This is a genomic window from Chryseobacterium polytrichastri, from assembly GCF_900142445.1.
In the GTDB taxonomy this organism is placed as follows: Bacteria; Bacteroidota; Bacteroidia; order Flavobacteriales; family Weeksellaceae; genus Chryseobacterium; species Chryseobacterium polytrichastri.
The window spans coordinates 34,178-49,021 of the sequence record NZ_FRAV01000025.1; the positions used below are offsets into that span (position 1 = coordinate 34,178).

The window sequence follows — 14,844 nt, forward strand, 5'->3', positions numbered from 1 at the left end:
TTTATCTATTTTCGATCCATGAGATATTCCTTTTGTCTTTTAAAAAGTAGTTCCACCATTCCAGTACCTTTTGGTGCAGATCCTTTTTCTCATCTGAATTGGCACTCAGAGCATGTCTTCCGTTAGGGTAAAATAAGGCTACAACCTGTTTATTGTGTCTTTTGAGTCCCATGAAAAACTCCATGGTCTGATCCCACGGAACATTTTCATCCTGTTTCCCGGTCCAAAGTAATATCGGTGCATTGACTTTTTCTACATTCAGTATCGGATTATTGTTAATATAAGCTGATTTATTTATAGTATAAGACTTCATTTGGAATATACCGGTCTCATATTGCCAGAAATAAGGACCAGTGAAATGATAGTTATACGAAAAATAGGACCGGATGATATCGCTGAGCCCTGCACCTGATATATAAGTAGCAAATCGATTAGAATGAGTGGCAATGAAGTTGGTTTCATATCCGCCAAATGAATGACCGATAAGTCCGATTTTCTGCATATTAATATTCGGATTATGACTCACCAAATCTAAAGCTTTGTTTACGCAGTCCAAGGCTGATAATCCCGGTCCTGAGTTTCCAACAACGGTATCTGGTAAGAGTACAAAATATCCTTTTTCTAAAAGGGTACGGATATCCAATTCATCCCGATTATGATAACCGGGCGTTAAATATTGGTTTGACATTTTGTTTTGAAGCTGATAAATGTGTACCACCATGGGATACTTTTTTGCAGCGTTAAAGTTTACCGGATAATACAGCAGTCCTTTTAGGGGGAGTCCATCATTGGTTGTATAGTGGATGATATCCTGTTGTAAAGCAAAGCTACCCTGATCTGTCTTACTTTCAGCAGGTATCAATCTTTTCTTTTGCCCATCATCTTTAATGAAATATAGAGTTGGAGGCATATTGTAGTTCTCTTCTAAGAAGCAAAAGCTTGTTAAGCCATCATTATATACAATGTTACGCACGCCATTTTTTGTTGGGGGGACAATTTCTTTTTGCTTGCCCTGTTTCCAAGTGAAGTAGGTGGTATAGGCTCCATCCAAAGCCTCCACAAGGAGAGGAATTTTAAGATCAATGGTATTAACTGAAAAATTCCATTGATCAGAGATCTTGGATTGGTTGGCATTCACGATCTTCGTAGCTTTTCCTGCCGCAACTTTTAAAGCTTTCAATTTTTTGGTTTTGATTTCATACCGCCATAGATCGTTCGGACTCTCAAAGAAAATATACCGACCATCCATTGTAAAAACAGGATTTTGTAGGTTCGGTTGGGTAATAATGCTTTTTGCCATTGAATTTAATTCAAAAAGTGACCATCTTTTTCCGTCTTCACTGCCGAGTAGGTATTTCCCATTAGAGGAACAAAAGATTTCCGATGAGCCATAATTTACTCCTTTGAGATCTTCTATTCTGCGATAGCTTTTCATCAGTAGGTCATAGATCTGAACATCTATTAACTGCGGCTCATAGTTCAGATAGTCATGTCCTTTTGTGGGATGGAAAGCTAAAAAATAACGATCACTATTGATGGCTGCAAAAACAGGATAGGTATGGGTAGGAAGTTCCTGCATTGTATTTACTTCGGGTTTCCAAATCCAATACGTATTTTTGGTGATCCCTATTTTTCTGGTTTTTAGATTCTCATCAGTCCCATACCAGATGTCTACGATCTTGCTTTCAGGTTTTTTCGGGGAGTGAAGGCTTATGAAAAAAGCCATTCCCTCCTGAATTTCTGTAATTTTATAATAATCATCTTTTTCGCGAGAAACGGCAGGAAGTGAATCTGTTTTTCCGCTTAGGGTATTGATGCATACAATCAGACTTTTATTTGACTTTTCCTCAATTTCAGTTATAAAAAGATATTTCCCTGAGGGGGACAGCTCCATTTTTTTAATCGTATTAAGGGTTGTTCTGAGTATTTTGGGTCTATTTCCTGAGAGATCAATAATTTCCTGATGACCGGCATTCTGTCTGTAGATATAGAGCTTTTTCTGACCATCGGTGACAGGGAGTTCCTGTACCCTTGTGATATATTGCAGTCTTTCATTATCGACTGTATATATAGTCAAATTAGTCTCCTGATCCAGGATGGCATATCTACCCGCTAAAGAAAGGGGAGAGGCTATTTTTACATGATCATAATTCTTCCTGTTACCCGTTTTCAAATTCCGAAACTCGGCTTTTCCTTGTCCAAAAACGAGTATTCCGTCCCCTTTTATAAAGATTGCCTGTCCACCCAGCGCTATTGTACCTGCCGGAACACTGGGTTTTTGAGTATCTACTACCAGCAGTGTATCTTGGGTCAAATCGTACCGTTTTCTAACGGCGACCCATCTTCCGTCACCGGAATAGATAGGACTGGCTAGTCGTGAAAATCCTGATATCCCGCTTTGCAGGGTATCTTTTGTGGTTTGTGCCGGAGAATAGCCGCTCACAAAGAGGATCAGCATCCATACTGTTTTTTTCAAATTAATAACCATTGTTTTGAGGATTTAAGTAGGCATTAAGTAATATCTCTGGCTGCGGTAAAGGCCATACATCATGGTATGATTTCCAGTTGGGTTTTACCGATACCAATGTATTCAGGAGATTTGTACGCTTCAAGTCCAGAAAACGGTGTCCCATTTCGGTAAAGAACTCTTTTCTGTTTTCAAGTACAATCTCACTCAGAAGTAGAGATTGTGTTGTTGCACCTGTCAAAGCTGTAAGACCGGCTCTCTGCCTTGTGGCATTCACAAAAGGCAATACTTCCGGTAATTTATTCTGTTGTACCAAGGCTTCTGCTAAGAGCAGGTACGCTTCTTCCAGACGAAATACGATAGAGTATTCGGTTGTATTATTGGTTCGGTTTTTATATTTATCTGCCCGATACCAGGTGTTTCCATTAAAACTTACAACTGCCATCCAGTTTTGTTTTCTAAGGTCCACACTAGAAAAATTATTAATCAGATTCTGTGATAATGCATAATTGTTTGGCGCAGAATTATTGAAATAATAAGTAGATGCTTCTTTAGTTCCGTCTCCCGGATTTTTAGGTTTTAGCTGCCATAGAATATGCATGCCTGATTTTTGGAATACTTTGGTTATATTATTTTCAAACTGATACAACGGGCTTTGTACAATATTTTTCAAAACAAGCTCTGCATCATTCCATCGGTGCTGGAGGAGATATATTTTAGCGAGCATGAGCTGTGCTGTCTTTTTATTGGGATAGATACGTTCCGTATTGCGGTAGTCATCGGTTAATAAATTGGCTGCTTGATTTAGATCGCTTTCCAATTTGTTTACAACCTCGGAAGAGGATGTTTTGGATAGGATTTGATTGATTTGATAATTCGTAGTAACAGGGTAGGGAATATCTCCGAAGATTTGATGCAGGTAAAAATATAAGATTGATCTCATAAGGAGTGCTTCGCCTTTGATCCTGTTTCTTTCGACTATTGGTAATGCCAGTGAATTTTGCACCCCTTCTATAATGGCATTTGCAATATAGATGTTTTGGTAAGCAGAGGTCCAATAGGAATAAATTTCTGTATTCGTTTGAATTTGCTGATTACGGTAGATATCAAATATTGCATTGGTGGATGTTGTGGCATAGCAATCCAGATCATCTGTATAACTTCCCAAAGTTGGCCCGCTTTGATCACCTGCAATTGGGGAATTCTCATATAAACGAGCATATAAACCGGCAAGGGCTGCATTGGCAGTTTGTACATCCTCAAATACCTGTTTTGTAGTGATCTGGTTATTGGGAATTTCAACTTCCAGGAGCTTTTCACAGGAGATGGTAATTTTTAAAAGGAAAAATATAATGATGAGATATATTATTTTATATGTTTTCATAAGTAGTGATTTTAAAGATTAAACTGAGCGCCAAACGAATAGGTTCTTAATGGGGGCAGAAATCCCATAAACGTAAATTCGGGATCGATTCCAAAATACTGAGTCCAGGTAACAAGGTTCTGTCCCTGAAAAAAGATTTTTACGTCTTTGAAAACCGAATTATTTAGTGGGATTCGGTAGCCGATTTGTAGGTTTTTAAGTCGAATAAATGAGGCATCCGAAACGGCTGCTGTAGAGTTTTGAAATAGATTATGGGATGTATTTCCTCCCGATCTGTAGGGCATATAAAAGCCATCGGGATTTTCAGCAGACCATACATTCAGGACTTCGAGCGGTTGATTGGTCATCCCACCGGGTACCGGCATGATGCTGTTATAATTTCGGTTTCTTTGTTTGACAAATTGAAATAAAACAGACAGGTCCCAGTTTTTGTAGCGAAAGGTATTGTTCCAGCCTCCGAAATATTGAACGCCTATTTTTTCGATCACTTTATTATCATCCGGTGAGGATATCTTCCCATCTCCATTGAAATCGGTAAATCGGTATTGTCCAATTTGTGGATTAATTCCTTCCAGTTGATAGACCTTTATGATTGTGATGGGCTGCCCAATGACATACTGATTGGCATAAGTAGATCCTTCCAGTCCCGGGAAAGCAAGCAATTTATTTTTTGGAAAACTGATGTTAAGCCCTGTTTCCCAGGAGACACCACCTGACTTAATAGGACGTGCATTGAGTTCCAATTCAAACCCTGTATTTTCTACGGTAGCCGGCAGGTTGGCCAACACCGAAGGGAAGCCGGTCATGGAAGGCAGCTGAATACCCACCAATTGGTTAGAAGAAATGTTTCGGTACCATGCTGCGGTTAGGTTGAGTCGGTTTTTTAAAAATCCCAGTTCTAAGGCTGTTTCCAGTTTCGTAGTCTTTTCCCAACTGTAATCAGGATTATATAAACGGGAGGGCAGGAGCCCTAAAGTGGCATTATAGAGGGATGAAGAAACGGTATAAGTATCCAAATACTGATAGTCCCCGATTTGATCACTTCCTGCGGAACCGTAACTGCCACGGAGCTTGCCAAAATTCAGCCAGTTTTCACTTTCCATGAATTTTTCCTTGGAGAAAAGCCATGCAGCACCTACAGCACCGAAGTTGGCAAATCTTTTATTGGGACCAAAACGGCTGCTGCCATCTCTTCTCCCTGTTATATTTAGGATATACCTATTTTTAAACTGATAATTTAACCTTCCGAAGACGGCTGCATACCGGTATTCTGTACGGATTTGATCAGAAATTGTTTTGGTCTGTGCAGCTCCTATATTCTCTATAAATACATTGCTTTCAAATCCTACACCAGTCATGGTACCCTGTTTGTTCACTTCCCGTTGGAATGTTCCTCCTACTAAAACATCAAATTCATGTCGGTTCTTTTTATAGCTCCAATTGATCTGAGGCTCCATGATAAAAGAAAACCGATCCTGATTATTCTGTGATGCTCTGGAAGTCGCACTCGACTGCCCGAGGGCAAAAGACGGATTGTACATGGTATTGGGCTGCAACGCGATTTCATTAAAAGTCTGGTAATTGATTCCCCCGTTGAGTTTAATTCTGACATGGGGAAACAGCTCATATTGAGAATTGATATTGGTCAGGAATTGTTTACTTTCATTGGAATAGGTACTGTTGTAGGCAGCTACGGGATTAGCAAAGGTATTGCTCTCCCAATTCAGGCTTCCGTCCTGATGATAGAGATCAGGAGCATTGGGGGAGAGCCAGTATGATTGTCGGGTAATATCAGATCTCAGGACATTGTTTTTCTGATTAGAAAACAGATTGGATATGTTGAGCTGAAATTTCTTATCCGGTGAGTGATGGGCGATGTTACTCGATATATTGTTGCTTACGTATTTAAAACCTTTTCCGAACGCGGTGGTTTGTTCGTTATGCCCCAGACTTAATAAAAAGGTAGTCGTCTCACTGCCTCCACTTAAAGAAAGCTGGGAATTGGAAGACGCAGCTGTATTTCCAATGAGTACTTTGTTCCAATCTGAATAACGATTCTGCTCCCATGTGCCGTTGATGTCATACGCCGTAGCGAGATAATTCGTGATATTGTCATTGGTAAATGCCTGTTTTCTCATCTCCAGATATTGCGGTGTACTCATCATTTTCATCTTCGATGCTACCTTACTAAGTCCATAAGTAGAGGTAAAATGTAGAACCAGTTTTCCCGATTTGCCTTTTTTAGTGGTGATCAGGACCACTCCGTTAGCTCCCCGCGATCCATATATGGCGGTAGCATCAGCGTCCTTGAGGACCTCTAAACTTTCGATATCATTGGGGTTGAAGCTGTTGAGGGGATTGATACTGGCTCCCGGTAATACGACCCCGGAATAAGGAGAAGTCATTTCACTACCCATAGGGACACCGTCAATAATATACAATGAGGCATTACCCGCAGTTCTCAGACTGTTTTTACCTCTGATCTGAATATCAAATCCGCCACCCGGAACTCCTGAGTTTTGGGTAATATTGACTCCAGCCATTCGTCCCTGCAGGGTAGAGAGTACATTGGTGACCGGTTGATTTTCGATGTCTTTGGCGGTCACTTTTGAAATACTTCCGGTACGTTCCTTATCCTTTACGGCGTAATATCCGGCATTGAGGGTAATTTCTTCAATTTTTGTTTCCCTGTTAGAAAGCTCTAGGGTATCCTTTTGTTTTTGAACTGTCCTCAATAGCTGGGTATGGTTCAAGGTATCTGATACAGCAGAAACTTTCAATGTTTTCTTCCGGATAATAACCGTATTTTGATAGATAAGGGCTTCAAAAGGCAGTCCTTTAAGGATCTTATTCAGGCAGTCTAGTACGTTTTCATGGGTACATTTTACCCCCTGAATCTTATAGCTTTTCAAGGATTCTTTAGAATAAGCAAACTGTTGAAGTTTATTCTCCAGTAAAAAGCTTTCAACTGCTTGCGGCGCAGGAATTTTTCCCGCCATATAATTAACCTTCATTTTAGAAAGGTCTTGTTGCTGTCCACAGAGGAAGTTTATTCCCACAATAAGGAATAGGACAGCCGTGCAAATATTTTTCATATTTTTGCATGGTATTAAAAATTAGTAACTCAGTGAAGATTTTGTTATTAGTTTGGTACGTGACCGACGGTTGCCCCCGTCGGTCGTTTTGTACATCACTTTTTCTATCTTTCAGGGACTAGGGCGAGTGTCATCAGACACCATAACCTATTTTTCCAGTTCAAATGTTGAATCATTGTTTTTTCTGATATTTAAATTAAGCTGTAATGCCAGTGTCTGTACAAATGTTTCTGCTAAAACATTGGGTGTTGTGATCGTGATCTTAGTGTTTTCTATTTCTGTAGGGTAATGTACTTTGATTCCGTATGCTTTTTCGATAACGCTTATAGCATCATTTATGGGACATTCGGTAAATGATAATGCTGCGGATTTATTTTTTGTTGTAGCAGAAGGTAGATCTGCTGTTTGGGATACAGAAGCTGCTTCTGAAATTCCAAAATTGGTAAATGTTTGCTTGGGAGCAAGGGTAACAGGATCTTTAGGATGAGCTGTCCTATAGACCAGTACTTTACCTTCAAAGAGATCAACTTTAAAAGTTTTACCACTTTGTGATACCTTAAAAACAGTTCCTAATACCTTTGTTTCGTAGCCTTTTCCGTGGACAATAAAAGGATGTTCTTTAGATTTTGCCACCCGAAATACAGCATCTCCGTCAAGGTAGACGTCTCTGGTATCTGAGGGGAATGATTTTTCAACCTTTAGTATACTGCCTTTGGATAGGATTACCAGTGAGTGATCCGGTAATACAATTTTGAGAGCCGCCATTTCTGCGGTATAGATATCCGGTCTGATATAGGTATTATATCCGAAAATACTGCCAATTAAGATTAGAATGGCTACTGAGGCAGCCACTGAGTAGGTAATTATTTTACTCTTTTTCTTTTCTCTTTCACGTTTTCTAATGTTTGAAAGGATATTTCCCCACATCTGGTCTGCTTCTTCACGTGTAGGGGGTAATATATCGTGTTGTTTTTCGTCCATAACATACGTCTATATTATATATTAGGACAGAAATGAAAAAACGGACAGTTTTGTTAAGAGACTTTAACTTATTTTAACTGTTTTTAGGATAATTAAGCTTGTTTTTTAAGAAAAATCATCACTTGTGAGATATGATGTTTTACTTTATGATGAGGAATCTGAAGTTGGTGTGCAATTTCTTCCTGTGTAATCCCTTGTAATTTGTTCAGGGTGAAAATCTTTTTACGTAAAGGAGGCAGGGATTCAATATTTTTTGTGATGGCTTCCAGCTGGTTTTCCTTGGTGAGCTTAGATAGTAACTGCTGATAAGAATCGTCGGGTTCTTCCAAAAGCAGGGGGACAGTGTCTGAAAGTCTTTTTTGTTCCGCTTTTATAAATTTTGCGATTTCCTGTTTGCAGGTATTGAAAATAATATTCTCTGTATTTACTCCCAGCAATGATCTACGATACTCCCATAGGTGCGAAAAAACATTCTGTGTAATGTCGGTAACATTTTCGCGTCCTTTAACCTTTCTGGCAATAGACATGAAAACTTTATAATAATAGCTTTCATAGATATGTTTATACCTCTGTTCTTCCTGATTAATATGTCGTGAGAAAAATTTCAATGGTTAGTTTTAGATGTTACAAATTTATCTATTTTTTCAATGCAAACTCCGTTTCACAGGATAGTAGCGTTTAGTGTTATTTCTATTTCTTTAATAAAAGGTGAAGTGGGATCAATTTCTTATAATGGTACTCGTACCAAAATAATGTCAAAAAATTAGGCTGTAAGAAAAGTGAACCAATATTCTTTTGGAATTAAATTGTAGTTTTATTATTTGTAATCTGTTTTATATCAATTGAATAGTTTGTGTTTTCTTATTTTTTATTGAAATATTTCTTAAATTTACTATGTCTTTTGTTTGATAAAAAATAAATAACTAATTGCTATAATTATTAAATTTTAATATCATGAAAGCTACATTGACATTATTGTTTTTACTGATTTCATTGACTTGTTTTTCCCAAGCACAATATATTTGCCCCGGATCAAAAATTCCTGATGGGTGGATTATAGTTGGGCAAACACCATGTGGGGGACAATGTGGAGACAGAGCGGGGCAAATATGTAATATGATTATTATTAAAGATATTTCGGGTGCTAAGGTTGGAGTAGAAGAAAGTGCCTGTCCCGGATCACAAATCCCTGACGGCTGGGTTATCGTTAGACAGGAACCATGTGGGGGGCAATGTGGGGATAGAGCCGGACAGGTATGTAACAGGCAGATTATTAAGAAGCTGAAATAAATAATTTTGAGGCTGTATACTATATTTTAAACTAAAGATTTGTTTCACCATAAATCTTCAGTTTCGTCATGAGCTTTATACTCTATAAATTGTTAGATTTGAGAGATTCCAGTACTTAAGTGATTCTATCTAAAGAGGATTACCTCAAATATTACCAAATGTGCTAACATTTTTTTACCTTTAATTTCACATCGAATTCCGCTCCATGAAGTCCTCACCAACCACCACAGAAAAGGATCTGCTGCTTAGGCTGCGGGATGGGGATCAGCAGGCTTTTGGAGAGCTTTACCGAATGTATAGCAAGCGTATCTTTATTAATACTGTGAAAATGGTAAAAGATGAGGATGAGGCTCAGGAAATTTTACAGGATGTGTTCATCAGGATATGGAACAACCGTAAGAATATAGATCCTGATAAATCTTTTCAGTCTTATCTTTTTTCTATTGCTAAAAATCTTGTCCGTGATTTTTTCCGCAAGGCTGCCTTGGACCGAAAACTTCAGGAGATGCTTATTGCAAGGGGTACGGAACTCTACGATCACATTGAGAGCGAATTATACCATAAAGAAAGTAATGCTATACTTAAGGTAGCTATCGAAGCATTACCAACACAACGTAAAGCAATTTTCACTCTCTGTAAAATGGAAGGTAAAAGTTACGATGAAGTGGCAATGATGATGGGGATTACGGTTTCCACGGTGGGTAATCAACTGGTAAAAGCGACGCGCAGTGTAAAAGAATATTTTTATTTCTCGCGGCATTGTATTGCTATTGTTGCGGCATGGCTTTTCTTTTAATGTTCTATCAGATCATGAAAAAGCTAAAAATAAATATCCTGCAATAGTAGATTTATGCTCTTTTAAACAACATTTTCGGACTCCATAAAATATTTTTTTATTTCGGGTAGTAGGATCTTTCCTGCCAAGCGTAATACAAGAAAAGGACGTTTTGGAAAATCAAGATCATTTGCAGCAATTACTGGAGAAATACAAGGATCATCGGTGTTCGCCGGAGGAGGTGAAACACTTACTAAAGTATTTTCACAAAGAGAGCGAGGAGCAGGATCAGTTAATGGAGCTTGTATTGGCTCATTTGGAGGAAATGCCTTCACCTGAAGAACTTGACAACAGGAATTTCGACAGCGTTTTAGACCGTGCCTATCTTACGATCCAGCACGAAATAGAGCAGTCCGATGCCAGATCCAAAGCAGGCAGGCTATTGTGGAAGAAGGTACTCGCTGCTGCCACCATTATTATTACGAGTACTATAGGAATTTCTACTTTCTACTACATCAACAAGAATAAGACTCATAGCAATCACCCCCTGTATGCTCAGGATATTCTGCCCGGGGGTCACAAGGCAACACTGACATTAGCCGATGGGAAAACACTGAGTTTAAGTGATACTCATTCGGGAATTATTATCAGCGATACCAGTATTTCGTATAGCGATGGGACACGTATTTTCAATACAAAAAATAGTGGATTGATCTCCATCAGTACGCCTAGAGGAGGTGAATATGGTGTCGTTTTATCTGATGGTTCCAAAGTCTGGCTAAACGCCGCTACCACTTTACAGTATTCTGCCGACCTGATGGTGCGGGGAAAGCGGAAAGTAATGCTGGTAGACGGCGAAGCCTACTTTGAAGTTGCCAAAGACAAAAAACATCCCTTTGTGGTGTCAACAAGGACCCAGGAGGTCGAAGTACTAGGCACGCACTTTAACATCAACAGTTATGCAGACCAGGGGCGTACGGTGACTACCCTTGAAGAGGGATCAGTAAAAGTATCTTCGCTTCATCAAAAAACCTCAGATCCTGAGCAGGAGGTTCTTTTAAAGCCGTGCCAGCAGTCCTTTTCTGCCGGTGGAAAACTCAGTGTCCATGAAGCAGACCTATCCACAGCGCTGGCCTGGCGTAATGGGCTAATGAAATTTAAGGATAGAGATCTGAAAAGTGTATTAAGGGAAGCATCCCGATGGTATGATATTGAGGTTGAGTATCACGGAGGACCTACTGCGGAGCTGTTTACCGGAGGGATCAGCAGAACAGAGAGTTTGGAAGGACTCTTAGAGGTATTGCGGCTCAGCGGTATACGATTTAAAGTAATAGAAGACGATCACCACAGAAAACTTATTGTAAACCCTTAACCCAATAGCCCATGAAGTAGAGATCAGATTAATTGATGGCAGTTAATAATCCCCAAATATAAAGCCGGCAGGTTGTGAAGAACCTTGCCGGCAAATTGGGCAGTGACTGCTAATATCCGCTAAGACATTTATTGATCAACTAACCCAAACAAAAGTATGAATTTTTATACCTGCTTTCCTAATGCGTTACGGCATTACCGGAAAGCCATTCCCAGAACAATCAGGGGGATGAAACTCGTGTCATTGATTATCGCAATGACATGCCTGAAAGTTTCAGCCGCCCTGTATGCACAGCGCATAAGCCTAACCGTAAAACAGCAGCCTTTGGCTACTGTATTTACCATCATCGAGAAACAGACCGGTTATCAGTTTTGGTACAAGAGCAAAGATGTACAAAATGCCGCCAGGGTCACCCTTAATCTAAGCAATGTGGAACTTAGACCGGCATTGGACAGGATCTTTGAGAACCAAGCGCTCACGTACGAAATGGTAAACAAAACCATTGTCGTTAAGGCTATAGAAAGATCCACAATAAGGAAGATCGGTGACTATCTTAATCAACAAAATAAACAAACCATCAGTGGTATGGTAACTGATGACCATGATGAACCGTTGGCAGGGGCAACCATCAGGGTTAAAGGAAGCGAGAAAACAACCACCACCAATAAAGAAGGAAAATATGGGCTGACTGATATTGCTGACGACGCTGTTTTGATTGTTTCTTATATGGGATATTCAACACAGGAGATCCGAGCAAAAAATGCAGAAAGGATTATCCTTAGTAAATCAGAATCAAAGTTGGATGAAGTGCAGATCATTGCCTATGGCACGACAACCAAAAGACTGAATACAGGATCTGTGGGAGGCATTTCCGGTGCCGATATTGCGAAGCAGCCTGTCAGTAATCCTTTGGCAGCACTTTCAGGAAGAATACCCGGCCTGGTGGTTACCCAATCTTCCGGGGTTCCTGGCTCTTCGTTTAATATTCAGATCAGGGGTAGGAATTCCATTGCACAAGGCTCTCAGCCTTTGATTCTGATCGACGGAATTCCTTTTGCCGCGGGCAATGAGGGGATTTCATCGTTACCTTCCGCATTGACCAATGGGGTGACAGGGACTTCTTTAAGCCCTTTCAATAGTATTAATCCGAGTGATATTGAAAGTATTGAAATCTTAAAAGATGCTGATGCCACTGCTATTTATGGCTCTCGGGGAGCCAATGGGGTGGTACTGATTACTACCCGAAAAGGGACAGCAGGTAAAACACAGGTAAGTGTGAATATCAACCAGGGGTTTACAGAAGTTGGTAAAACAATGGACCTGATGAACACGCAGCAGTATCTTGAGATGAGAAAAGAAGCTTTCATGAACTCGAATACTACCCCAACGGTATTCAATGCACCCGATTTGACGGCATGGGATCAAAACCGATATACGAATTATAAGAAAGAACTTATTGGAGGTACCGGAAAACTCACGAATGCGCAGCTTTCAATATCGGGAGGTTCCTCAGAAATACAATACCTGATTGGAGGATCATTCTATCGGGAGACTTCGGTATTCCCTAATGCCCTGCCTAATATCAGGGGAAGTGTGAATATGAATCTTAACCACATCTCAAAAGACCGTCGTTTTAACATGACCTTTTCAGGGAGTTTTACGGCGGGAGAGAATAAAACGGCAGGTACCGATCTGACCTACTATACCTTTTTAAGTCCCAATACCCCCGATTTTTTCACCCCTGAGGGTAAATTAAAATGGATGGAAAACGGATCGCAGTATGAAAATCCTTACCGTTATCTTTTTGAAACGTATAATGCAACAACCCATAATCTGGTCAGCAGTTTAAATACGTCTTATAAGATCTTTGACGGTTTGACCCTAAAACTGGCAATGGGCTATAACAGGCTTAATGGAAAAGAGATAAAGCTCACCCCTAAAAGCTCGCTGTCTCCGGACCAGATCCCAATCAGCTCTTCACAATTCTCTGTCAATGCGTATAGCAGCTGGAATATAGAGCCTCAGATCCAGTATGTACGTCCATTGGGACCGGGAAAGCTTGATGTTTTAGCGGGTGCTACTTTCCACCAAAAGAACACCTCCGGCAATTACATTCTTGTTAGCGGATTTACAACCGATGCTTTAATGGAATCCATAGGTGCTGCAAGCACGATCAACGCTGCATCCAATTCCGAAACTCAGTATAAATATCAGGCAGTATTTGCCCGGATCAACTATAATGTTAACAATAAATACATCGTTAACCTGACTGCCAGACGGGACGGATCAAGCCGTTTCGGTACAGGCAGGCAATTTGCGAATTTTGGAGCGGTTGGAGCTGCATGGGTATTTACTGAAGAGAAATGGCTTAAAGATCAATTATCATTTCTAAGCTTTGGGAAGCTTCGGGGAAGCTATGGCATTACGGGTAATGATCAGATCGGCGATTATCAGTTTCTTGACAGCTGGCAGGCCGGTTCTCAGACGTATCAGGGAACGGGAACGCTTCGTCCTTCTGCGCTGGCCAATCCAAACTATACCTGGGAGGAGAATAAAAAACTGGAGGGGGCCATTGATCTTGGCTTTTTTAGGGACAGGTTTCTTTTTTCTGCCAATTACTACCGCAACAGAAGCTCTAATCAATTGGTTGCGTACCGACTTCCTTATCTGACGGGGTTTGCATCGATCATCAGGAATTTCCCTGCGGTGGTTCAAAATCAGGGATGGGAATTTTCTCTCAGCGCAGATATCTTTAGAGATAGACCATTCAAATGGTCAGTTTCGCTCAATGCGACGCTGCCCCGAAATTCATTATTGGCATTTCCGGGGATAGAAAACTCATCCTATGCCTCGCTGTATAAGGTGGGGAGTTCACTTAACAGCCTTTACAATTATCACTACACAGACATAGATCCCGCAACAGGACTGTATCGTTTTACGGATGTGGATGGGAACGGGAGTTATACGGCAGGAGATCTGGTGATTAACGGAACACTTGACCCGAAGATATATGGAGGGCTCAATAACACCTTCGGGTACAAGGGCTTTGAATTGAGTGTATTTTTCGATTATAAGAAACAGACCGGAAAGAATTTTCTGTATTCGGTCTACAATCTTTCCATGGTACCCGGTATGATGCTCAATCAACCTTCGGTTGTTACAGACCGTTGGCAGAATGCCAATAGTATTTCACAATATGAAAAATACACTGTGGTGGCGGGATCAACAGTCCCGAATGTTGCATATTCCGACCGTGTGTACAGTGATATGTCCTTTATACGATTGCGGAATGTGTCTTTGAGCTACTCATTACCAAAAGCTCTGATATCGAGACTTTCCCTGGGATCAGCAAAGATCTATATGCAGGGTCAGAACCTCTTTACATGGAGTAAGATGCAAGGTTTTGATCCCGAAACACAAAGCCTCTATTCATTGCCCCCTTTAAAAGTTTATACCATTGGTTTACAGCTTAATCTATAA

Annotated in this window: 9 protein-coding genes; 4 read left to right on the forward strand and 5 right to left on the reverse strand. The window is 40.3% G+C overall.

Annotated elements, in window-relative coordinates; all coding sequences use genetic code 11:
• Position 1: 1 nt before the first annotated feature.
• From BUB80_RS15310 to BUB80_RS15330, 5 genes are all read right to left on the reverse strand, one after another.
• Positions 2–2,458, reverse strand: coding sequence for an alpha/beta hydrolase family protein (locus BUB80_RS15310; protein ID WP_228433836.1), 2,457 nt, complete (start codon positions 2,456–2,458; stop codon positions 2–4).
• A 19-nt stretch (positions 2,459–2,477) separates the two neighbouring features.
• A complete protein-coding gene (locus BUB80_RS15315; protein ID WP_073294403.1) occupies positions 2,478–3,851 on the reverse strand; it encodes a RagB/SusD family nutrient uptake outer membrane protein in 1,374 nt (457 codons plus the stop codon).
• 11 nt (positions 3,852–3,862) lie between these two features.
• The gene (locus BUB80_RS15320) at positions 3,863–6,946 is read right to left on the reverse strand and encodes a SusC/RagA family TonB-linked outer membrane protein (protein ID WP_073294406.1); all 3,084 of its coding nucleotides are present in this window, start codon (positions 6,944–6,946) and stop codon (positions 3,863–3,865) included.
• A 147-nt stretch (positions 6,947–7,093) separates the two neighbouring features.
• Positions 7,094–7,927 carry a FecR family protein gene (locus BUB80_RS15325; protein ID WP_073294409.1) on the reverse strand — a complete coding sequence of 278 codons (834 nt, stop codon included), beginning with the start codon at positions 7,925–7,927 and terminating at the stop codon, positions 7,094–7,096.
• Between the two features lie 92 nt (positions 7,928–8,019).
• Positions 8,020–8,535: a sigma-70 family RNA polymerase sigma factor gene (locus BUB80_RS15330; RefSeq protein WP_073294412.1), complete on the reverse strand. Its 516-nt coding sequence runs from the start codon at positions 8,533–8,535 to the stop codon at positions 8,020–8,022.
• A gap of 346 nt (positions 8,536–8,881) precedes the next feature.
• On the opposite strand from BUB80_RS15330, the gene BUB80_RS15335 reads away from it, so the two are divergent.
• The 4 genes from BUB80_RS15335 (at position 8,882) to BUB80_RS15350 (ending at position 14,844) form a co-directional block, all read left to right on the forward strand.
• A complete protein-coding gene (locus BUB80_RS15335) occupies positions 8,882–9,217 on the forward strand; it encodes a hypothetical protein (RefSeq protein ID WP_073294415.1) in 336 nt (111 codons plus the stop codon).
• A 205-nt stretch (positions 9,218–9,422) separates the two neighbouring features.
• Complete coding sequence (locus BUB80_RS15340; RefSeq protein WP_073294418.1) at positions 9,423–10,013, forward strand: RNA polymerase sigma factor; 591 nt, start codon at positions 9,423–9,425, stop codon at positions 10,011–10,013.
• Between the two features lie 151 nt (positions 10,014–10,164).
• Positions 10,165–11,364: a FecR family protein gene (locus BUB80_RS15345; RefSeq protein WP_139262717.1), complete on the forward strand. Its 1,200-nt coding sequence runs from the start codon at positions 10,165–10,167 to the stop codon at positions 11,362–11,364.
• A gap of 228 nt (positions 11,365–11,592) precedes the next feature.
• Positions 11,593–14,844 (forward strand): SusC/RagA family TonB-linked outer membrane protein, encoded by a 3,252-nt coding sequence (locus BUB80_RS15350; protein WP_175549616.1) that lies wholly within the window; start codon positions 11,593–11,595, stop codon positions 14,842–14,844.

Excerpts from the sequence above, each read along its gene's own strand:
- BUB80_RS15325 (WP_073294409.1), bottom strand. The coding sequence starts at position 7,927 with ATGGACGAAAAACAACACGATATATTACCCCCTACACGTGAAGAAGCA.
- BUB80_RS15310 (WP_228433836.1), bottom strand. The coding sequence starts at position 2,458 with ATGCTGATCCTCTTTGTGAGCGGCTATTCTCCGGCACAAACCACAAAA.
- BUB80_RS15350 (WP_175549616.1), top strand. The coding sequence starts at position 11,593 with ATGAAACTCGTGTCATTGATTATCGCAATGACATGCCTGAAAGTTTCA.
- BUB80_RS15335 (WP_073294415.1), top strand. The coding sequence starts at position 8,882 with ATGAAAGCTACATTGACATTATTGTTTTTACTGATTTCATTGACTTGT.
- BUB80_RS15315 (WP_073294403.1), bottom strand. The coding sequence starts at position 3,851 with ATGAAAACATATAAAATAATATATCTCATCATTATATTTTTCCTTTTA.
- BUB80_RS15340 (WP_073294418.1), top strand. The coding sequence starts at position 9,423 with ATGAAGTCCTCACCAACCACCACAGAAAAGGATCTGCTGCTTAGGCTG.
- BUB80_RS15320 (WP_073294406.1), bottom strand. The coding sequence starts at position 6,946 with ATGAAAAATATTTGCACGGCTGTCCTATTCCTTATTGTGGGAATAAAC.